Annotated in this window: 22 protein-coding genes; 10 read left to right on the top strand and 12 right to left on the bottom strand. The window is 73.3% G+C overall.

The features are described 5' to 3' along the window. Window positions 1-177: 177 nt before the first annotated feature. Window positions 178-882, top strand: coding sequence for an SLATT domain-containing protein (locus ACFY60_RS05665; RefSeq protein WP_309051887.1), 705 nt, complete (start codon window positions 178-180; stop codon window positions 880-882). A 109-nt stretch (window positions 883-991) separates the two neighbouring features. Here ACFY60_RS05665 and ACFY60_RS05660 read toward each other — a convergent pair whose 3' ends face one another. The 3 genes from ACFY60_RS05660 to ACFY60_RS05650 all read right to left on the bottom strand — a co-directional run bounded on the left by ACFY60_RS05660 (window position 992) and on the right by ACFY60_RS05650 (window position 3907). Then, window positions 992-1642, bottom strand: a complete 651-nt coding sequence (locus tag ACFY60_RS05660; protein ID WP_388609497.1) for a hypothetical protein — start codon at window positions 1640-1642, stop codon at window positions 992-994. Window positions 1643-1767: 125 nt separating this feature from the next. Next, entirely contained in the window at window positions 1768-2475 is a 708-nt protein-coding gene (locus ACFY60_RS05655) for a GntR family transcriptional regulator (protein WP_388609498.1), read from the bottom strand. 67 nt (window positions 2476-2542) lie between these two features. Continuing rightward, the gene (locus tag ACFY60_RS05650) at window positions 2543-3907 is read right to left on the bottom strand and encodes an aspartate aminotransferase family protein (RefSeq protein ID WP_388609500.1); all 1365 of its coding nucleotides are present in this window, start codon (window positions 3905-3907) and stop codon (window positions 2543-2545) included. Between the two features lie 134 nt (window positions 3908-4041). On the opposite strand from ACFY60_RS05650, the gene ACFY60_RS05645 reads away from it, so the two are divergent. Continuing rightward, the gene (locus ACFY60_RS05645; RefSeq protein ID WP_388609502.1) at window positions 4042-4647 is read left to right on the top strand and encodes a DJ-1/PfpI family protein; all 606 of its coding nucleotides are present in this window, start codon (window positions 4042-4044) and stop codon (window positions 4645-4647) included. A 40-nt stretch (window positions 4648-4687) separates the two neighbouring features. Here ACFY60_RS05645 and ACFY60_RS05640 read toward each other — a convergent pair whose 3' ends face one another. The 4 genes from ACFY60_RS05640 to ACFY60_RS05625 form a co-directional block, all read right to left on the bottom strand. Further along, a complete protein-coding gene (locus ACFY60_RS05640) occupies window positions 4688-5086 on the bottom strand; it encodes a type II toxin-antitoxin system VapC family toxin (RefSeq protein ID WP_388609504.1) in 399 nt (132 codons plus the stop codon). Next, a complete protein-coding gene (locus ACFY60_RS05635) occupies window positions 5083-5349 on the bottom strand; it encodes a hypothetical protein (RefSeq protein ID WP_388609506.1) in 267 nt (88 codons plus the stop codon). The genes ACFY60_RS05640 and ACFY60_RS05635 overlap by 4 nt, the downstream gene beginning before the upstream one ends. Window positions 5350-5454: 105 nt before the next feature. Then, window positions 5455-5958, bottom strand: coding sequence for a VOC family protein (locus ACFY60_RS05630; protein ID WP_388609508.1), 504 nt, complete (start codon window positions 5956-5958; stop codon window positions 5455-5457). A 52-nt stretch (window positions 5959-6010) separates the two neighbouring features. Then, complete coding sequence (locus ACFY60_RS05625) at window positions 6011-6418, bottom strand: hypothetical protein (RefSeq protein ID WP_388609509.1); 408 nt, start codon at window positions 6416-6418, stop codon at window positions 6011-6013. Between the two features lie 156 nt (window positions 6419-6574). Here ACFY60_RS05625 and ACFY60_RS05620 point away from each other — a divergent pair, with 156 nt between their 5' ends. After that, window positions 6575-7411 carry a helix-turn-helix transcriptional regulator gene (locus tag ACFY60_RS05620; RefSeq protein WP_388609511.1) on the top strand — a complete coding sequence of 279 codons (837 nt, stop codon included), beginning with the start codon at window positions 6575-6577 and terminating at the stop codon, window positions 7409-7411. Further along, on the top strand, window positions 7408-7644 hold the full coding sequence (locus tag ACFY60_RS05615) for a DUF397 domain-containing protein (RefSeq protein ID WP_388609513.1): 237 nt from the start codon (window positions 7408-7410) through the stop codon (window positions 7642-7644). The genes ACFY60_RS05620 and ACFY60_RS05615 overlap by 4 nt, the downstream gene beginning before the upstream one ends. Before the next feature lie 4 nt (window positions 7645-7648). Here ACFY60_RS05615 and ACFY60_RS05610 read toward each other — a convergent pair whose 3' ends face one another. Continuing rightward, entirely contained in the window at window positions 7649-8539 is an 891-nt protein-coding gene (locus ACFY60_RS05610) for a glycoside hydrolase family 19 protein (protein WP_309051886.1), read from the bottom strand. A gap of 181 nt (window positions 8540-8720) precedes the next feature. Between ACFY60_RS05610 and ACFY60_RS05605 the strand changes: the two genes are divergently transcribed. Beyond that, window positions 8721-8960 carry a hypothetical protein gene (locus ACFY60_RS05605; RefSeq protein WP_388609515.1) on the top strand — a complete coding sequence of 80 codons (240 nt, stop codon included), beginning with the start codon at window positions 8721-8723 and terminating at the stop codon, window positions 8958-8960. 78 nt (window positions 8961-9038) lie between these two features. Here the strand turns inward: ACFY60_RS05605 and ACFY60_RS05600 are convergent, their stop codons facing one another. Then, the gene (locus ACFY60_RS05600; protein ID WP_388609517.1) at window positions 9039-9977 is read right to left on the bottom strand and encodes an NADP-dependent oxidoreductase; all 939 of its coding nucleotides are present in this window, start codon (window positions 9975-9977) and stop codon (window positions 9039-9041) included. Between the two features lie 228 nt (window positions 9978-10205). On the opposite strand from ACFY60_RS05600, the gene ACFY60_RS05595 reads away from it, so the two are divergent. Together ACFY60_RS05595 and ACFY60_RS05590 are read left to right on the top strand one after the other, a co-directional pair. Further along, entirely contained in the window at window positions 10206-11765 is a 1560-nt protein-coding gene (locus tag ACFY60_RS05595) for a substrate-binding domain-containing protein (RefSeq protein WP_388609519.1), read from the top strand. A 26-nt stretch (window positions 11766-11791) separates the two neighbouring features. Then, the gene (locus ACFY60_RS05590; protein WP_388609521.1) at window positions 11792-13669 is read left to right on the top strand and encodes a serine/threonine-protein kinase; all 1878 of its coding nucleotides are present in this window, start codon (window positions 11792-11794) and stop codon (window positions 13667-13669) included. Window positions 13670-13683: 14 nt separating this feature from the next. Here ACFY60_RS05590 and ACFY60_RS05585 read toward each other — a convergent pair whose 3' ends face one another. After that, complete coding sequence (locus ACFY60_RS05585; RefSeq protein WP_388609522.1) at window positions 13684-14592, bottom strand: LysR family transcriptional regulator; 909 nt, start codon at window positions 14590-14592, stop codon at window positions 13684-13686. Between the two features lie 86 nt (window positions 14593-14678). Here ACFY60_RS05585 and ACFY60_RS05580 point away from each other — a divergent pair, with 86 nt between their 5' ends. After that, a complete protein-coding gene (locus ACFY60_RS05580; protein ID WP_388609525.1) occupies window positions 14679-15509 on the top strand; it encodes an oxidoreductase in 831 nt (276 codons plus the stop codon). A 67-nt stretch (window positions 15510-15576) separates the two neighbouring features. Here the strand turns inward: ACFY60_RS05580 and ACFY60_RS05575 are convergent, their stop codons facing one another. Then, window positions 15577-16860 carry an adenylosuccinate synthase gene (locus ACFY60_RS05575; RefSeq protein ID WP_388609527.1) on the bottom strand — a complete coding sequence of 428 codons (1284 nt, stop codon included), beginning with the start codon at window positions 16858-16860 and terminating at the stop codon, window positions 15577-15579. 142 nt (window positions 16861-17002) lie between these two features. Here ACFY60_RS05575 and ACFY60_RS05570 point away from each other — a divergent pair, with 142 nt between their 5' ends. Both ACFY60_RS05570 and ACFY60_RS05565 read left to right on the top strand, forming a co-directional pair. Beyond that, entirely contained in the window at window positions 17003-17812 is an 810-nt protein-coding gene (locus ACFY60_RS05570) for a diacylglycerol kinase (RefSeq protein ID WP_388609529.1), read from the top strand. A 97-nt stretch (window positions 17813-17909) separates the two neighbouring features. After that, on the top strand, window positions 17910-18479 hold the full coding sequence (locus ACFY60_RS05565; protein ID WP_388609531.1) for an EF-hand domain-containing protein: 570 nt from the start codon (window positions 17910-17912) through the stop codon (window positions 18477-18479). A gap of 20 nt (window positions 18480-18499) precedes the next feature. On the opposite strand, the gene ACFY60_RS05560 is transcribed toward ACFY60_RS05565, so the two are convergent. Beyond that, window positions 18500-19693, bottom strand: a complete 1194-nt coding sequence (locus tag ACFY60_RS05560) for a cytochrome P450 (RefSeq protein ID WP_388609533.1) — start codon at window positions 19691-19693, stop codon at window positions 18500-18502. Between the last annotated feature and the right edge of the window lie 57 nt (window positions 19694-19750).

The following is a 19750-nucleotide window of genomic DNA, read 5'->3' as shown; positions in this document are numbered from 1 at the left end:
GCTCCTCTACCTGATCAACACCCTCTTGCGGGCGGAAATCCCGGGATTCCGGGCCCATCGCCCTCCATTCGGCGGTAGGAAGGGCAGGCACCACGTGCACCGCACGTCACAGCAGGACACGAGCGACACGCGCGCTGAGCTGAACAGAGGAGTCCCCCGGTGAGCCAGCAGCCGGAGATGCAGCCACCGGGGCAGCCCGGGGGAGACGTCCGCCGAGATCTGACCGGTACGCCCTTCCCCCTGGGCGACTGGGGCGAACCGGCCGAACGGCTCGACGAGCTCTACCGGTGGGTGGAGGGGAACGCGCTGCGCACCGCCGAGTGGTACCTGTCCGACCGGGGCGGGAAGCGCCGTGGTGCCCGTGCCCTGCGGTTCGGCACGGCCGCCGGGGTGATCGCCGGCGCCGCGCTGCCGCTGCTCGACGTGAGCGGGGTGGCCGAGGGCACGACCGGCTGGGGGTATCTGTCGCTGCTGCTCGGCGCCGCCTGTCTGGCCTGCGACCGGTACTTCGGGCTGACCTCGGGCTGGATGCGGGACGTGGCCACGGCGCAGGCGGTGCAGCGCCGCGTCCAGGCGCTCCAGTTCGACTGGGCCTCGGAGAGCGTCCGCGAGGTGCTGGGCCCGACGGAGGGCACGGCGAGCGAGGCGGCCGAGCGGTGCCTCGGGGTGCTGCGCCGCTTCTCGGAGGACATCACCGAGCTCGTACGGGCCGAGACGGCGGACTGGATGGTCGAGTTCCGCTCGGGCCCGGCGCCGCTCGCACTCCAGTCGGCGGGCGTGGTCCCGGCCCGGCCGGAGCCCGCCCCATCGCCGGGCCGCTTCCCGCTGCCCCCGGGCACCCGCCCGAACATGCCGCGCCAGCGGCCCCCGGAGACCCGCTGAGGGCCTGAGCGCCGCCGGGCGGCCCCCGGGGAGGGGCCGCCGGGGTCGCCGCACGCCGACGGCCGGTCCCGGGCCCCGGGACCGGCCGTCGGACCGAGCTCGCCCCGGCTCAGCTCAGAATGATCATCGAGCCCTGGGCCAGGCTGCGGGTCGCCGCCGCGTGCAGGCCGAGCCACACATGGCGCTCCCGCGCGAAGGGGCTGCCGTCGAGCGGGGCGGTGGCGGCCGGTTCCTCCAGCTCGGTCGGCCGCTCCGGAGGGGCGGGCGCGGCCGGCGGGTTCGCCGGGTCGATGCCGATCGCGGGTGCCACGTACTCCAGCTCGCGCAGCAGCCCGTAGGAGGAGCCGAGCGGGCCGCCGCCCTCCAGGAGTTCGTCGCTGGAGAGCGGGACGGGGAAGTCCACGGGCACGTAGGCGCCCGCGTGGTCGTAGTGCCACACCAGGTGGGACTGCTGCGCGGTCGTCTCGAACATCTCCAGGAGCTGTTCGTAGTCCCCGCCCAGTTCACCGACCGGCTCGACCGGCAGTCCGCAGATCTGGAGCAGGTAGGCGCGGCGCAGGAAGTGCAGGGCCTCGTAGTCGAAGCCCGCGACCGGGGCGACGTCCCCGGAGAGACCGGGCATGTAGGCGTAGACGGGCACGGTCGGCAGGCCCGAGGCGCTGAGTACGGCGTCGTAGGCGGCGATCTCTTCGGCGAAGGGGTTGTCGGGGCTGTGGCACAGCACGTCGACGAGGGGGACCAGCCACAGGTCACAGGCCAAGGGAGGCTCGCTCTCCGTCAGTTGCAGGGAGGGCAAGGGTAGTCGGCGCCGCCGGCCACGCCCACCCGTGGACCACCTGCCCCTGGAAGCCTGGCCTCAACCCGCCGCCGGGGGCGGCTCACCGCTCACCGGACCGGCGCGCGGGCCTCCAGCCGGTCGGCCCACTCCAGGGAGTGCGCGTTGTACTCGCGTACGACCGTGAGCGCGGCCTCCCCGTCGCCGCGCGTGATGGCGTCGACCAGCTCCACGTGCCCGGCCCACAGCCAGCCGTGCATCTCCCGCTCGGCGCGCAGGTAGGGCACGGAGAAGACCCAGGCCTGGACGCGCAGCCGGTGCAGGAAGTCGGCGATGTGCTCGTTGGACGAGATCAGCCGGGCGAGTTCGCGCCAGTAGCGGATGTCGTAGCCGATGAGGACGTCGAGGTCCCCGGCGCGGGCGGCGCGGGCGGCGGCCTCGCCCCGGCGGCGTACGGAGACGAGCGCGACGCCCAGGCCCACGTCGGGCACCGGGGAGGCGGGCGGGGTGCGGGGGGCGTGGCGGCGGAAGATGCCGTCCACGACGAGCATCCGGGCCTCGACCATGTCCCGGTAGTCGGCGACCGTGAAGGCGTGGACGCGGAAGCCGCGGTGCTGGTCGGAGTCGAGGAGCCCCTGGGCGCAGAGGTCCACGAGCGCTTCCCGCACGGGGGTGGCGGAGACGCCGTACTGCTCGGCGATCTGCCGGACGGTGAACTCCTCCCCCGGCTGGAGACGCCCCGCGAGCACCTCGTCACGGAGCGCGTCCGCGATCTGCCGCCGCAGGGTGTTGCGGGTGACAGCTCCGCTCGCGGGCATGTGGGCCCTCCTCCGTCCGGCTCCCGGAGAGCCTAGTCGAGACGGAGGAGGGGCCCGGGGGCCGTCGTTACGCGGTGTGCTCGTCGGCCACGGCGAGGGCGGCGTCGAGGGCGGCGAGGCCCTCCTTGGCCTCCGCCTCGGAGACGGTGCAGGCGGGGACGGCGTGGGTGCGGTTCATGTTCACGAAGGGCCAGAGGCCGTTCTTCCTGGCGGCGGCGGCGAAGGCGGCCATGGGCGCGTTGGCCTCACCGGCGGCGTTGTACGGGACGAGCGGCTCGCGCGTCTCCTTGTTCTTCACCAGGTCCAGCGCCCAGAAGACCCCGAGGCCGCGGACCTCGCCGACGGAGGGGTGGCGCTCGGCCAGTTCGCGCAGGCCGGGGCCGAGGACGTGCTCGCCGATGTGGGCGGCGTGCTCGACCACCTTCTCGTCGGCCATGACGTTCAGGGTGGCGACGGCGGCGGCGCAGGCGAGCGGGTGGCCGGAGTAGGTCAGGCCGCCGGGGTAGGGCCGCTTGTCGAAGGTGGCGGCGATCTCGGCGCTGATGGCGACGCCGCCGAGCGGGACGTAGCCGGAGTTGACGCCCTTGGCGAAGGTCAGGAGGTCGGGCACGACGTCGAAGTGGTCGGCGGCGAACCACTTTCCGGTGCGGCCGAATCCGGCCATGACCTCGTCCAGGATGAAGACGATGCCGTACTTGTCGCAGATCTCGCGCACGCCTGCGAGGTAGCCGGGCGGCGGGGTCATGATGCCGGCGGTGCCGGGCACGGTCTCCAGGATGATCGCGGCGACGGTCTGCGGACCCTCGAAGGCGATCGTGTCCTCCAGGTGCTGGAGGGCGCGGGCGCTCTCCTCCGCCTCGGTGGTGGCGTAGAAGGGCGAGCGGTAGAGGAAGGGCGCCCAGAAGTGCACGACGCCGGCGGAGGCGGTGTCGGAGGCCCAGCGGCGCGGGTCGCCGGTGAGGTTGATCGCGGTGGAGGTGGCGCCGTGGTACGAGCGGTAGGCGGAGAGCACCTTGGTGCGGCCCGTGTGCAGGCGGGCCATGCGGACGGCGTTCTCGACGGCCTCGGCGCCGCCGTTGGTGAAGAAGATCTTGTCCAGGTCGCCGGGGGTGCGCTCGGCGATGAGGCGTGCGGCCTCGGAGCGGACGTCGATGGCGAAGGCGGGCGCGAAGGTGGCGAGCTTCCCGGCCTGCTCCTGGACGGCGGCGACGACCTTGGGGTGCTGGTAGCCGATGTTGGTGTAGACGAGGCCGCTGGTGAAGTCGAGGTAGCGGTTGCCGTCGTAGTCCCAGAAGTACGAACCCTCGGCGCCGGCCACGGCGAGCGGGTCGATCAGTCCCTGGGCGGACCAGGAGTGGAAGACGTGCGCGCGGTCGGCGGCCTTGACGGCCGCGCCGGCCTGGGGGTCGGGTTCGATGACATGAGGGGTCATGGGTCCGAGGGTAAGGAAGCGCAGGTGAAAGCGGCCATGGCCATCTTGTCCACCGAGACCGGCCGGGACGCGACACCTTGGGTGCCCGCCTTTTCCCGTGGACAGCGCGCGCCCGTCACTGCCAGCCTTTCGCCATGACCACAGGGACCGGAAACACGACCGTGCACCTCGCCGTCTACGACACCCTCGCCGACTGGGAGACGGGACACGCGACGGCCTGGCTCGCCCGCGCCGGCCACACGATCAGGACCGTCGGTCCGGCCGCCGGGGAGCCCGTCACGACCCTCGCGGGCATCCGGATCGTCCCCGATCTGGCGCTCGGCGACCTCCGCCCCGAGGACAGCGCCCTGCTGATCCTCCCCGGCGCCGACACGTACGACGAGGGCGACGGCCTGGCCCCCTTCACGGCCAAGGCCCGGGCCTTCCTCGACGCGGGTGTGCCCGTCGCGGCGATCTGCGGCGCCACGGCCGGGCTGGCCAGGGAGGGCCTGATCGACGGCCGCCGGCACACCAGCGCCGCGCGCTCCTACCTGGCCGCCACGGGCTACCGGGGCGGTGACCACTACGTGGAGGCGGACGCCGTGCGCGACGGGAACCTCATCACGGCGGGCCCGACGGAGCCGGTGGCGTTCGCGCGGGAGATCTTCGTCCGCCTCGGCGCGTACGAGGGGCAGCGCGACGCCTGGTACCGCCTCTTCCACCACTCCGACCCGGCGGCCTACGAGGAACTGAACGGGTGACCGGGGGGCGGGAGCGCGTGGGTCCGGCCGCGCCGGGGGCTCAGCCGCCGATCACGTCCACCGGGCAGCGGATACCCGACGCCCGCGCCAACCGCCCGTCCGCCGTCACCAGTGCGCCGCCGTACACCTCCGCCGCGGCGACGTAGGCCGCGGCGGAGGCCGTGAGGTTGCCCCTCAGTTGCCAGATGCGGGGCAGGAGCACACGGGACAGCGGTACGGCCGGCTCCAGCCTCGCGAGGGCGTCGACGGCGTCCTCCGCGTGGTCCTTCGAGATCTTGCCGCCGAGCAGACTGCCGCGGATCACCGACAGCACCTCGACCGTCCAGTGCTCCGGTGCGACCCACCTGCTGTCCGCGGCGAGGGCGGCGCGGCACCGGTCGCCCATGGGACCCTCGTCGAGCAGCGCGAACGCGAAGACGGACGCGTCGACGACGATCACCCCTCTGCCCCCGGCGCACCAAGCACCTCGTCGCGCTCGGAACGCCCGCTCCGCAACGAGTCCAGAACGTCCGCCGTGTCGAGCCGCGTCCCGTACCGCCCGGCGGTGAACCTCTGCAGCACGGCCAGATTGTCACGGCGCCGCACTTCGTCGGCCAACACGTCGAAGAGGTAGGCCTGCAAGGACTGCCCCCGCTCGCCCGCTATGGCCGACAACCGGTCCCGCATCTCTTCCGGTACGTCCCGAACCTGCAGTGCAACCATGCATGCATGGCTGCATGCAAGCTTGCATGCACGGCGCGGTCGCGTCTCGGGCACACTCTCCGGTCGTCGGGTCCGAGCAGGTCGGCGCGGGTCCGGAGGCGGTCCCTACGGGGTGCTCTCGTGGAGGGCGCCCGTCACGTAGCGCATCGCGGCGGTGAACTCCGGGTCGGTGAGGCGGCGGCCCATCTCCGCCTCGTCCACGTCCTCGATGTGGGTCTGGATCCACCAGAGGTTGCCGTACGGGTCGCGGACGCGGCCCACCTTGTCGCCGAAGAACAGGTGCGTGACCTCGGTGACGGAGGTGCCGCCCGCCTCGACCGCGCGACGGTGGACGGCTTCCGCGTCCTCCACGTACAGCCGGACGAAGGCGGGTGTCGGCCCCCAGCCGGGCGGGCTGTCGAAGGCCATGATCCGCCCGGTGCCGATCCGCAGCTCGGCGTGGCCGACGGAACCGTCCTCCATGACGAAGCGGCCCACCTCCTCGGCCCCGAAGGCCCTCTCCAGGTAGTCGATGAGCCCGGCGGTGTCGCTGCCGATGACCCAGGGCGTGACGGTCGTGTAGCCGTCGGGAACGGCCTTGACGGCCTGCTGGTCCTCGTTGTCGCTCATGCGGTGAGGCTAGGAGGCGAGTAGGTCGGGCCATGACCTACTTCGCCGCGCGTCAGGAGAGAAGTTCGCGCACCGCGCTCCGGAGGAGGAGGGGGTGGACGAACCGGTTCGGGCCGCTCGGGAGGCACCGCCAGGACAGCGGCCAGGTCTTGCCCGTGAGGGCGGGCACCGGTACGTAGCTCACGTGCGCCGGGCCGGAGTTGAAGCGGGTGACGCCGCGCGGCCAGGCACGGTGGGCCGTGGTGCCGGGCGGCAGGAGGAAGTAGACCCCGCGCCGGCCGTTGTCCTCCATCACGACCGGACCGGGGTCGCCGCCGGTGAGCACCTCCATCCAGTCGGCCAGCCGCCGCCCCTCCTCGCCGTCGACGCGGACCGCGTCGAATTGCACCCCCGCCTTGCGGAGATGGAATCCGGAAAGTGGAATCCAACTCACATGGACATCCCGATTCTCTGCATTCACGAGGACATGTTCCCGCGTCACCGCTAGCGTTTTCCACGACTGCGGAGGGCGCGTCGGCAACCCATTGACCTGCGCCAACTGCCCTCGTACGCGGTCGAATTCGGCGGGGAGCAGTTGAGATCGATCGAGATCGGTTGAGTCCGAATGGGGAACAGAATGGCGCGAGCCGAGAACAAGGAACCGGTAGGCCCCGTGGCGCGCATGGCGGCGACCGTGGCCAAGAGAATGCGGTTGAAAAGGGGACTGACGCAGGATCAGCTCGGGGCGCTCATGGGGTACACCGGCGCGGCGATCAGCGCCATGGAGCGGCTGCTGCACCCGGTGAGCGACGAGATGCTGGTCCAGCTGGAGCGGGTCCTCGGCGGTGACACCGGCATCTTCGAGGAGATGCGGGACCTGCTGCGCCTGGAGCGGCTGCCCGAGCAGTTCCGTGGGTATGCACCGATCGAGCAGAAGGCGCTCGCGCTGTGGCTGTACGCGAACCATGTCGTGCACGGCCTCTTCCAGACGGAGGCGTACGCCCGCGCGCTCATCGCGGGCGGCTACCCGGAGCCCACGCCGGAGCGCGTCGAGGAGCTGGTGATGGCACGGATGGCGCGCAAGGCGCTGTTCGACCGGAGCCGGGTGTGCGAGATCGAGCTGGTTCTGGACGAGTCGGTGCTGCGGCGGCCGATCGGCAGCGAGGAGATCATGCGCGAGCAGCTCCTGCACTTGGCGGAGTGCGCGCGGAGGAGGAACGTGAACCTTCAGGTGCTGCCGCTGGATGCCGGCCTGGACGACGATTACGCGGGCGATCGAGGCAACCTGACGGTCATCGAGACCCCGGCCCATGACCGGGTGACCTACCTGGAGATCCAGGGCGAGAGCCTGCTCATCACCGACCGGGCGAAGGTCAGCACACACATGCAGCGGTATGCGAAGATCCGGGCACAGGCCCTGGATCCACGCAGGTCGCTGGGTCTCATCGAGGAGTTGGCGGGAGTACGGAGATGAGCGACACCCTGCACTGGTTCAAGTCCAGCTACAGCGACAGCGGCGGCGGGGAGTGCGTCGAGGTCGCCTTCGACTGGCACAAGTCGTCGTACAGCGACAGCAGTGGCGGCAACTGCGTCGAGGTCGCCTCGTGCGCCCACGCCGTCCACGTCCGCGACTCGAAGGTCGGCGACGGGCCCACGTTCGCCGTGGAGCCCGCCGCCTGGACCGCGTTCCTCGCGTGGCAGGACTGACCGGCTAGCAGTACAGGTTGGCGCCGGCGGGGACACCCAGGATCTGGGTGAACTGCTGGTACTTGGTGACCCGGCTCTGCACCTGGGCCGGGTTGCCGCCGTTGCACTCCAGCGCGCCGTTGATCGCGCGGATCGTCTCACCGAAACCGGCGCCGTTCACCATGGCGTTGTGGGCGGTCATCGTGCCCGGGCCGTTCTGGGTGTTCCAGTACCAGAGGCCGGTCTGCATGGCGACGGCCGGCTCGCGCTCGACGCGCCAAGGGTTGTTCAGCAGGTCGATGCCGAGGGCGTCACCGGCGGCCTTGTAGTTGAAGTTCCAGGAGAGCTGGATCGGGCCCCGGCCGTAGTAGGCGGCCTGCCCGGCGGGGCAGCCGTAGGGCTGGCGGGCGTCGCAGTAGTGCGGGTAGTTGGCCGTGTTCTGCTCCACGACGTGGACCAGGCCACCCGTCTCGTGGTGCACGTTGGCGAGGAAGGCCGCGGCCTCCTGGCGCTTGACCGTCTCACCGCCGGTGGTGGCGAAGGCGGGGTACGACTTCAGGGCGGCGGTCAGCCCGGCGTACGTGTAGAACGGGTTCCGGTTCGGGAACATCTGGTTGAACTGGGCCTCGGAGACCACGAATCCGGTGGTCGGGGGCGGGGTGGTGCCGCCGCCGTCGGTGCCGCAGACACCCTCGTCGCGCCAGACGTCGGAGCCGCCCGGGCGCTCGTTCTGCGTCCACCACTTCGCGTACCAGTTGTGGCCGTTGTACGAGGCGGTCATGCCTCCCGTGTAGACGCTGGAGGAGTTCCAGGCCGTCACACAGGCGGGGGCGGCGCCCGCCGGGGCGGCGGGGAGGAGAAGGGCGAGCCCAACTGCCGTACAGAGGGCGGCGAACAGGGAAACCAGGCGTCGCATGCGCGCGTCCTTCCGGTGGGGGGAAGGCCAGCGAAGCGGTATTGGTCTGAACCTGTCAAGGTCTAGACCAGGATTGGCCGGTCGACCGCTCCACGGGAGGACGGCACGATGACCGACGTACGGCACCCCGCACGGCCGGGCGGGAGCGGAGCGGCACGGCGCCCGCGCCCCGCCCGGTGACGTGCGCGGCCTGACCTTCGCCTTCGTCTGCACGGGAGGCGGCACGGTGGGACTGGCCTTCACGGTCGCGGACCGGGAGGTGCCGTCCGCCGCCGGGGCCGAGGTGTGCGACGGCTCCGTCCACCAGCGGATCCTCGACCTCCCCCGCCCCGGAGCCCTCGGCTTCACCGCCACCGTCACCGGCTCCCGGCAGGGCGGGTACGCCTACCGCTACGTCACCGACCGGGAGCGGCGTCTCTGACCCCACGCGCGCACGGTACGGCCCCGGATCCCCGCACAGGGGGCCCGGGGCCGTACCCGCTCCTGAAGGGGGACCGGGTCAGATCAGGAGGACCATCCGGCCGGGGCGGTGACCCGCCTCGGCGCGGCGGTGTGCCTCGGCCGCCTCCTCCAAGGGCAGCACATCGGCCACCCGGGTGATCAGTTCACCGGCCGCGACCTGCTCCAGCATCCGCTTGAGCCGGGCGGCGTCCGGGCGGCCCCGGGCGAGCGAGACCCGGATGTCCCGCTGGGCGACCGGCGCGCTGTCCTCCCACAGGGTGAGGAACGCGCCCCCGTCACGGACGGCGGGCAGCAGCGCGTCGGAGATCAGGGCCGTGTCGAACACCGCGTCCACCCCGCCGGGCGCCTCGCGCAGCACCCCGGCCACGACGTCCGTCGGCGTGCCGCGCGGCACCACCGCCTCCGCCCCGAGGATCTTCAGCTCGGCCTCGTCACCCGGATCGGCGACGGCGATCACCCGCAGGCCCAGGGCGGCGGCGTGCTGGACGACGTACCGGCCGATGACCCCGGCGCCGCCCGTCACGAGCAGGACGGAACCGGCCGGCAGGTTCAGCTCGTCGAGTGCCTGCGCCGCCGTCAGGGAGGCCAGCGGCACCACGGCCGCCGAGGTGAAGTCGACCTCGTCCGGGATCGGGGCCAGCCATGCCGGGTCGGCGAGGATCATCTCGGCGTACGTCCCCGTGCCGCCCTCCTCCCGCCACGGCACGAAACCGGCGACGCGGGTGCCCTCGGGCAGGCCGGGCGCCGGGTCGACGAGCCGGCCCGCGAAGTCGTAACCGAGGACGAACGGCGGCTTCAGGTCACCCAGGGCGTCGGCGAGCCGCCCGGACCGGATCCTCAGGTCCGCCTGGTTCACGGAGGCGGCCTTGAGCCGCACCCGTACCCTGCCCGGGACGTCCCCGGCCTCCGGCTCCGGCCGGCGGCCCATCCTGAGGACCTCGGGACCGCCGTAGGCGGACACTTCGACGACACGCATGGGGTACTCCTCCGTCGGAAGGCCCCCTCGTGGCCATTACACCCACGCTCCCGACCCCCGGCAACCGCTGATCACCCGCCCGCGCACCCGCCCCGCCGGGGCCGCCGGGCGACCGCGCGCACCCGCCGGAGGGCACCGGTCCCGGCCCGGTCGACGGAAGGGAGAACTCCAGGTGGCGGCCGGCGACATCCGCCCCGCGCCCGCACACCCGTCCGTACCGTCGGCCCCGTGGACTGGCTCACCGCTGAGAACCTCATCGCCGTCGTCACGGCGCTCCTCGGCGTCCTCGTCTCGGCCGGTGCCGTCTGGTACGAGCGGCGGGTGCCGCACCAGCGGCGCGTCGGCTACCGCGTCCAGCTCGACACGGCCATCGGCGACGGCACCGCGGACCGGGCCGCCACGAGCCGGGGCGCGACCGTGCGGCGCGGCTTCTTCGACGCCACCCGCGACCTGGCCCACGCCAGCCTCGTGCTCCTGCGGATCGAGAACGACGGCGCCCTCGCCATCGGCGCCGAGCACTACACGGACGGGGACGACCACGGGCTGACCGTCGAGTTCACCGGACGGCGGGTGAAGGCGGTCGTCGTCACCGCCCCCGACCACCCCCGCCTCCTGAGCCACTTCCCCGACAGCTGGACGGGGGCCCCGGACGGCTGGGCGGGCACCACGGGCGCCGCCACCATCCAGCTCCCCAAGGTGCCGCTCAACCGGGGCGCCCACTACAAGGTGCTCGTCCTGCTGACCGGCGGCCGGGTCGGCGACGAGGTCACCGTCGACGGCAACATCGCCGAGGGCCACGTGCACGTCAACCGCAGTACGACCCCCGACGACACCCCGCCCGTCTTCAGCCGGGCGGCCAGGACCGTCACCGTCGCCCTCACCGTCTGCGTGGTGGCCCTCGCGGCCCTCGTCGTCCACGAGCGCACCCCGCCGCCCATCGGCTGCGCCCGCGGCACCCTCACCGTCACCGGCTCGACCGCCTTCGCCCCCGCCGCACGGGACGTGGCGAGGAAGTACGAGAAGGACTGCCCCGGCTCCCGGATCGTCGTGGAGGCCCACGGCTCGGCCTCCGGCATACGGAGGCTCGCCGAGGAGGGCGCGCGGGCCTCCCACGGCTCCCCCGCCGTCATCGCCCTCTCCGACGGGCGCAAGCCCGGCGGCCACCCCCAGCTGCGCGAGAGCACGGTCGCCGTCTCCCTCTTCACCCTCGTCGTCAACGACTCGACCCCCGTCCACACCCTCGACCGCGACCGGATCCGCCGCCTCTACCGGGGTGAGATCACCGACTGGAGCGAGATCACCGGCGGCCCCCGGCAGCCCGTCCTGCTCGTCAGCCGGAACGCCGGCTCGGGCACGCGCGAGGTGTTCCAGCGGCGGGTCCTCGGCCGCAACGAACACGCCCACTCCTCCCAGGACTGCCTACGCCGCGACGACCCCGAGGCCCGGGTGATCCGCTGCGAACTCGACTCCACCGAACAGGTCCTGGCCACCGTCGCCGCCCTGCCCGGCGCCCTCGGCTACACCGAACTGCGCGCCGGAACCGGCCTGAAGGGCCTCCACCGGGTGGCGATCGACGGGCGGCTGCCGTCCCCGGAAGAGGCCGGCACCTCGCCCTACCCCTACCGGGAGACCGAGTACGCCTACACCTGGGGCGAACCCCCCGCCGACTCCCTGGCCTCCAGCTTCCTCACCTACCTGACCCGGGGCGGCGGCCAGGACGTCGTCCGCGTCCACGGCCATCTGCCCTGCGCCTCTCCGAAGGGCCTGCGGATCTGCGCGGACGGGTGAGGCCCGGTCTGGCATCCTCTTGCCCCGTGGAGCCTTTGAACGCGGAAGACCCGGTCGCCGTCGGTCCGTTCCGCCTGCTCGGCCGGCTCGGGGCCGGGGGGATGGGCCGGGTGTTCCTGGCGCGTTCGGCCGGCGGACGGACCGTGGCCGTCAAGGTGGTGCACGCCGAACTCGCCGCGCAGGACGAGTTCCGGCGCCGGTTCGCCCGGGAGGTCGCCGCCCTCGAACGGGTCGGCGGCACCGGCACCGCGCCCGTGCTCGGCGCGGACACCACGGCCGGGGCGCCGTGGGTCGCCGTCGGGTACGTGCCCGGGCCTTCGCTGCGGACGGTCGTCGCCGAGGAGTACGGGCCCCTGCCGCCCGCCACCGTACGGGCGCTGGCCGGCGGCCTCGCCCGCGCCCTCGTCCACATCCACGACGCCGGGCTCGTCCACCGCGACCTCAAGCCGTCCAACGTGCTGCTGACCGTCGACGGCCCCCGGATCATCGACTTCGGCATCGCCCGCGCCGTCGACACCGTCACCGACGGCGGCCTCACCACCACCGGCGCGCTCGTCGGCTCCCCCGGCTTCATGTCCCCCGAGCAGGTGCGCGGCGAACGGCTCACGGCCGCCTCCGACATCTTCTGCCTCGGCTCCGTCCTCGTCTACGCGGCGACCGGCCGGGGCCCCTTCGGGACGGCGGACAGCGGCGTCCACGCCACCCTGTTCCGCATCGCCCACGACGAACCGGACCTGGCGGACCTCGCGCCCGAGCTGACCGGGCTCATCCGGGCCTGCCTCGCCAAGGAGCCGGGCGCCCGGCCCTCCGCCGCCGAGATCGCCGCGACCCTGCCCGTGCCCGACCCGTGGCTCCCGGCCGGCGTCCTCGCCCGGCTCGGCCGGCACGCGGCCCTCCTCCTGGAGGCCGAGGCCGGGGCCGGTGACCCCGTGGCCGGGGACCCGACCCCGGCCACCCCGCCGCCCCCGGCCGCTCCACCGCAACCGCCACGGGGCCGGGGGCGCACGGCCCTCGTCGCCGCCCTCGCGGCACTCGCGGTCGCGGTGACGGCGACCGCCGCGTACACCCTGTGGCCGCAGGGCGGGCCGTCCGGCGCGGGCGCCGACGGAAAACCCCGGACGGGCACCGGGGCGGCCGGGGGGACGGGCGGAGGCTCCGCGCGACCCGCCGGGATCGTGCCGGCGGGCTTCCTCGGCGCCTGGGAGGGCGTCCTGCGGGGGGACGCCGACAACCCGCGCGAGACCACCCGTATCGAGATCGCCCAGGGCGCGGCCGGCAGCAAGGCCGCCGTCTACACCCACGTCACCCCGGAGCGGTTCTGCATGGGCCGGGCCCGGCTCGCGCAGGCCGACGAGGACCGGCTCGTCCTCGGCGACGCCGACGTCACCGCGAGCGTCCCCGCCCAGCGCTGCACCCCGGCGGCGGGACAGACCCTCGCCCTCGTCTCCCCGAACGTCCTCACCTGGACCTCGGGCACCGCGAAGGCCACCTTCCGGAAGGTGCCGGCAGGCCCCGAGGTCGTCCCCGCCGCCTACCTCGGCACCTGGCGGACCGAGCCCGACACCGACGTGTACGGCCCCCAGGCGGAACGCTGGTCGCAGGAGCTGACGGTCACGCAGGGGCCTGTCGGCGCCCCGCTGGTGCGCCACCACACCAGCTCGCCCCGGCTCTCCGAGGACGGCACGCCCACCGCCGACGTCGTCAACTGCACGGCGACCGCCGTCCTCGCCGGCGCCGGCACCACGCTCGTCCTCTCCCCGCAGACCCGCGTCCCGCAGGCCTGGGACCCGGAGTGCGGCGAGCAGGAGTCCAACTTCCTGGTGAAGGACCGCCACCAGGGGCGGGACCGGCTGCTGCTGTACCCGATGGCGGACAGCGAGCCGGCCGAGTTCTTCCGCGACTGACCTCCGCGGCCGGGTCAGGACTCCGGCCGCGCGAGCCCGGCCGCCGCGCGCGCGTAGGCGGCGACCAGGACGCGGGTGTCGTCCGCGCGCCAGGCGAGGGCGAAGCGGCTGGGCGAGAGGCCGGTGACCGGGACGGTGACGACCCCGCCCCGGGTGAGCAGCGGCGCGTTGCCCTCGGCGACCAGGCAGATCCCGAGGCCGCCGACGAGCGCCTCGTACGTCTCGTCGGCGCTGGCGATCTCCGCGCCGATCCGGGCCGGCCGGCCGGCCCGCTCGTCCAGGGCCAGCCAGTGGTCCCGTAATTCCGGGCCCGTCGCCGGCAGGGCGAGGAACGGCTCGTCCAGGAGCTCCGAGAAGTCCACGCGGTCCCGGCCGGCCAGCGGGTGGGTGTCGGGGAGCGCGACGAGCCGGGGCTCGGCGGCGACGACGGTCCAGCGGAAGCGGGCCGCCCCGGCCAGCGGCAGCCACACGAACGCCACGTCGCTGGAGCCGTCGGCGAGCCCGGCCGTCGGGTCCTCCCAGCCGACGTGGCGCAGCCGCAGCCGGGCCTCCGGGTGGGCCTCGGTGAACCGGGACCGGATCGCGGGCAGCAGTCCGCCACGGCCCGGGCTCGTGCTCATCCCGACGGTCAGCGTGCCCTCCGCGGCCTCCCGGGCCCGCCGGACCGCCGCCCGGCCCTCCTCCCAGGCGGCGAGCGCGGCCCGCGCGTGCGGCAGCAGGGCCGTACCGACGGAGGTGAGGGAGACGCCCCGCCGGTCCCGGTCGAAGAGGGGCGCGCCGAGCTGGCGTTCCAGGGCCCGTATCTGCTTGCTGAGGGCGGGCTGGGAGACGTAGAGCCGCTCCGCCGCCCGCGTGAAGTGAAGCTCCTCGGCCACCGCGAGGAAGTACCGCAGGTCGCGTCCGTGCACGTCCGTGGTCGTCATGCCCCCGGGTTATCACGGCAGGTCTTGGACCGACAACTACCTTCTCCCGCAAGCTCGTTGTGTCACCGAACGAGGGAGTCACGGACATGAGCAAGGTCTGGCTGATCACGGGCGCCAACAGCGGCTTCGGGCGCGCCTTCACCGAGGCGGCCGTCGCCGCGGGCGACGTGGTGGTCGCCGCCGCCCGCCGCACGGAATCCCTGGACGACCTGGTCGCCGCCCACCCGGACCAGGTGGACCCGGTCGCCCTGGACGTCACCGACCACGCGGCGATCGACCGGGTGGTGGAGGAACTGGTCGAGCGGCACGGCCGGATCGACGTGCTCGTCAACAACGCGGGCCGCACGCACGTGGGCTCGGTCGAGGAGACGGCCGACGAGGAGCTGCGGTCCCTCTTCGACGTGCACGTCTTCGGACCCGCCGCCCTCGTCCGGGCCGTCCTGCCGCACATGCGGGCCCGCCGCTCGGGGGCGATCGTGCAGCTCAGCAGCGTCGGCGGGCAGATGTCGATGGCGGGCTTCGGTGCCTACAGCGCGACGAAGTTCGCCCTGGAGGGCATGTCGGAGGCGCTGGCCGCCGAGGTCCGGCCGCTCGGCATCGACGTGCTGATCGTGGAACCCGGCGCCTTCCGGACGAACCTCTTCGGCAACCACAGCCTCAGCGGCGACTCCGTCGCCGACTACGCCGGGACGGTCGGCGCGACCCGCGACTACGTCCTCACCGGCGGCGGCACGCAGGAGGGCGACCCGGCGAAGGCCGCGGCGGCGGTCCTCGCCGCCCTGGACGCGGAGGAGACCCCGCTGCGGCTGGCGCTCGGGGACGACGCCATCGACACGATCCTCGGCCACCTGGAGCAGGTGCGCGGGGACCTCGCGGCCTGGGAGAAGACCGGCCGGGACACGAAGCTGGACGCCTGACGCAGGGCGGACGCGGAAGGGCCCGCCGCCCCGGTGACCGGGGTGGCGGGCCCTTCCGCGCGCACTCCTAGAGGAAGGAGTTGATCTCGATCGTCTCGGTGCGGCCGGGGCCGACACCGATCGCGGAGATCGGCGCGCCCGACATCTCCTCCAGCGCCTTCACGTACGCCTGCGCGTTCTTCGGCAGGTCGGAGAAGGTCTTCGCCTTGGTGATGTCCTCGGACCAGCCCGGCAGCATCTCGTAGACCGGCTTCGCGTGGTGGAAGTCGGTCTGCGAGTAGGGCAGCTCCTCGACGCGCTTGCCGTCGATCTCGTACGCGACGCAGACCGGGATCTGCTCCCAGCCCGTCAGCACGTCGAGCTTGGTGAGGAAGAAGTCGGTCAGGCCGTTGACGCGGGTGGCGTACCGGGCGATGACCGCGTCGAACCAGCCGCAGCGGCGGTCACGGCCGGTGGTGACACCGCGCTCGCCGCCGATGCGGCGCAGGTCCTCGCCGTCCTGGTCGAACAGCTCGGTCGGGAACGGGCCGGCGCCGACACGCGTGGTGTACGCCTTGAGGATGCCGATGACCCGGGAGATCTTCGTCGGGCCGACGCCCGTACCCGTGCAGGCACCGCCGGCGGTCGGGTTCGAGGAGGTGACGAAGGGGTACGTGCCGTGGTCGACGTCGAGCAGCGTGCCCTGGCCGCCCTCGAACAGGACGACCTTGTCCTCGTCGAGCGCGTTGTTGAGGATCAGGGTGGTGTCGGCCACGTAGGGCCTGATCTGCTCCGCGTACTGGAGCATCTCCTCGACGATCTGGGCCGCCTCGATGGCCCGGCGGTTGTACAGCTTGGCGAGGAGCTGGTTCTTCGACTCCAGCGCCGCTTCGACCTTCTGGGTGAGGATCGACTCGTCGTAGAGGTCCTGGACCCGGATGCCGACGCGGTTGATCTTGTCCGCGTAGGTGGGGCCGATGCCGCGACCGGTGGTACCGATCTTGCGCTTGCCGAGGAACCGTTCCGTCACCTTGTCGAGGGTGACGTTGTACGGCGTGATGAGGTGAGCGTTACCGCTGATCAGCAGCTTCGACGTGTCGATGCCGCGCTCGTTCAGTCCGCTCAGCTCGGAGAGCAGGACCGCCGGGTCGACGACGACACCGTTTCCGATCACCGGGGTGCACCCCGGCGAGAGGATTCCGGAAGGGAGAAGGTGCAGCGCGTACTTCTGGTCGCCGACGACGACCGTGTGGCCGGCGTTGTTGCCGCCCTGGTAGCGCACCACGTAATCAACGGATCCACCGAGCAGGTCGGTGGCCTTTCCCTTGCCCTCGTCACCCCACTGAGCACCGAGCAGCACAAGTGCGGGCACAGGCGTACACCCCTTCCGGGTGGGGCATGTCCAAGGTCAGGGGCATACGCCGCCTCACCGGTGTGCCCCGGAATAGACGAAGCCCCTGGCGCAATAGCGCAAGGGGCTCTTGCACAAAGATGCTACCCGAGGAAGGACCGAGGTGTCGGATCACGACCAGCTGCTGGTCATCGTCGACCCGGTCGCCCGCCGAAGTGACGGCGAGTCCGTACGGATCGCGAAGGATGTCCTGTCCGCCGGCGCGGAAGCGAAGATCTGCCTGCCGGACAGCCCCGAGGAATTCCTCCGCGCCCTCCAGCGGCGCGGTTCCCGGCGCCCCGTCGTCCTCGGCGACGACCGCGCGCTGCTGCGCGCGGTGACCCTGCTGCACCGGGAGCGCGAGCTCGCCGGTGCCGCGCTCTCCCTGGTCCCTATCGGCGCGCCGGAAACCCTCCGGACGGCCTACGCCCTCGGCGTGCCGCCGGGGCCCGTGGCGGCGGCACGGGCCGTCCTCGACGGGTCCGTGCGGCACCTGGACCTGCTGGTCGACGACAGCGACGGGGTGGTCCTCGGGCACCTGCGGCTGCCCGCCTTGCCCGCCCCGGCCGCGCCCGCCCCCTCCGTGTGGGGCACCTGCCGCTCCCTCGTCCGTACGCTGGTCCGTCCGGCGCCCGTGGTGCCCGGGGCGCGCACCCACCGGCTGCGGGTGGAGGCCGACGGGGTGCTCCTCGCGGACGTGGGCGCGCCCGTGGCGGGGGTCTCGGTCCGCTCCGTGGGCGGTACGGCGGAGGTGACCGTCCACCCGCCCGTCGCCCCGCCGCACCAGGCCACGGCCCGGGTCCTGACCGTCTCGGGCCCCGACTTCCGCTACCGGGCCGACGGCCATGTCACCGGCCCCGTCCGCCGCCGGACCTGGACGGTCCGCGCGAGCGCCTGGGGCCTGACGCTGCCCCGGGAGGAGGCGGGGACGTAGCGGGCCGGCGTTTCCTCCGCGCCGGGTCCTCGTTGGCCCGCGTGACGGGGCGCGCACCGGCGTCCCGCCTTCCCGCGCACATCCACGAGGAGCGGCCATGACCGACCGGGACTTCCTGACGGCGAAGATCGAGCACGGCTTCGACCAGCTCGACGCGAACGGCGACGGTGTCCTCACCGAGGAGGACCACGTGGAGATGGGCCGCCGGGTGGCGGACTCCCTCGGCCACGCCGAGGACTCCCCCGAGGCCGAGCGGATCGTCCTCGCCTACACCGGCATCTGGCGGGAGGTGCACCTGCCGTTCGTCCCGGCCGGCGCCCCGGGGATCGGGAAGGACCGGTTCGTCGCCTCGACCCGTACCCTCGCCGACGACCCCGGGACCGCGCGGGCGACCCTGGGCCGGCTCGCCGAGACGTACCTGTCGATCGCGGACACCGACAGGGACGGCCGGATCAGCCCCGCCGAGTTCCTCGCCTTCCAGCGCGGCCACTTCCCCCGCTTCACCGAGGAGGAGGCCGCCGAGGCCTTCCGCCACCTCGACACGGACGGCGACGGCAGCCTGTCGCCCGACGAGTTCACGAACGCGGTCGTCGAGTTCTGGTCCAGCCCGGACCCGCAGGCCCGGGGCAACTGGTGGATGGGGCGCCTGCCCGGCGCGCGGGACTGAGAGGGGCGGAATCCGGCCGCTCAGACCTCCACCAGGAGTTCCCCGAAGCCCCGGATGACGTATCCCGGCTTCCAGGCCGGTTCCGCCGCGAGCCGCAGCCCCGGCGCCTGCCGCAGGACCTCCCCGAAGAGGGCGTGCAGTTCCAGGCGGGCGAGCGGGGCTCCGAGGCAGTAGTGGACGCCCGCGCCGAAGGTGACGTGCGGGTTGTCGGGCCGGGTGAGGTCCAGGTCGCCGGCGGTGGGGCCGAAGCGGGCCGGGTCGCGGTTGGCCGAGCCGAGGAGCAGGGCGACCTCGGCGCCGCGCGGCAGGGTGACGCCGCCGATCTCGATGTCGTCGAGGACCCAGCGCTCGAACATCTGGAGCGGGGTGTCGTACCGCAGAAGTTCTTCCACAGCTGTGGACAACTTTTCCGGAGCGGGATCCGGCCGCACCCCGTGGCGCAGGAGCGTCCACCAGCCGTTGACGGCCGTGTTCACGGTGGCCTCGTGGCCCGCGTTCAGGAGCAGCACGCAGGTGGAGATCATCTCCTGTTCGGTCAGCTCCTCCACCCCGACCAGCGCCGAGATCAGGTCCTCGCCCGGCTCCCGGCGCCGGCGCGCGATCAGCTCCCGCAGATAGTCCGAGAACTCGACCGAGGCCCGCACCGCCCGCCGGGCCGTCTCCTCGGAGGGGTTCAGCTCGAACATGCCGCAGATCGCCGCCGACCAGGGCCGCAGCCGGGCCCGCTCCTCGTCCTCCTCCGGCACGCCCAGCATCTCCGCGATCACCGCGACGGGCAGCGGCTCGGCGACGAGCGCCAGCAGGTCGCCCCCGCCCCGCGCGACCAGCTCCCCCACCAGCCCGGCCGCGAGCCGCCGTACCGCCGGCGCCAGCCGCTCCACCCTCGCCGGGGTGAACGCCTTCGACACCAGCCGCCGGACCCGGCTGTGGTCGGCGCCCTCCAGATCGAGCAGCCCGTGGTCGTTGAGGGTGTGGAACGGCTCGTACGCCGGGTCCGGCGCCGCACGGCCGAACTCCTCGTGGGTGAAGCGGTGGGTGTACGTACGGCCCAGGCGCCGGTCCCGCAGCAGCGCCGACACGTCCGCGTGGTGCGGGATCAGCCACTGCCCGGTGGGGGCGAACCAGTGCGCGCGGCCGGTGGCGCGCAGCTCGGCGTAGGCGGGGTACGGATCGGCGACGAACTCCGGGGACCAGGGGTCGAAAGCAGCGTCCATGGACGGACGCTACCCACGACGGGCCCCGGGCGCGCCCCCGCGCGGAGGTCCGGGCGC

Origin of the sequence: Streptomyces sp. NPDC012827 (genome assembly GCF_042900905.1) — a bacterium.
In the GTDB taxonomy this organism is placed as follows: domain Bacteria; phylum Actinomycetota; class Actinomycetes; order Streptomycetales; family Streptomycetaceae; genus Streptomyces; species Streptomyces gulbargensis.
Note: the sequence above shows the minus strand (reverse complement) of the source record. Positions and strands in the feature narration are given on the sequence as shown.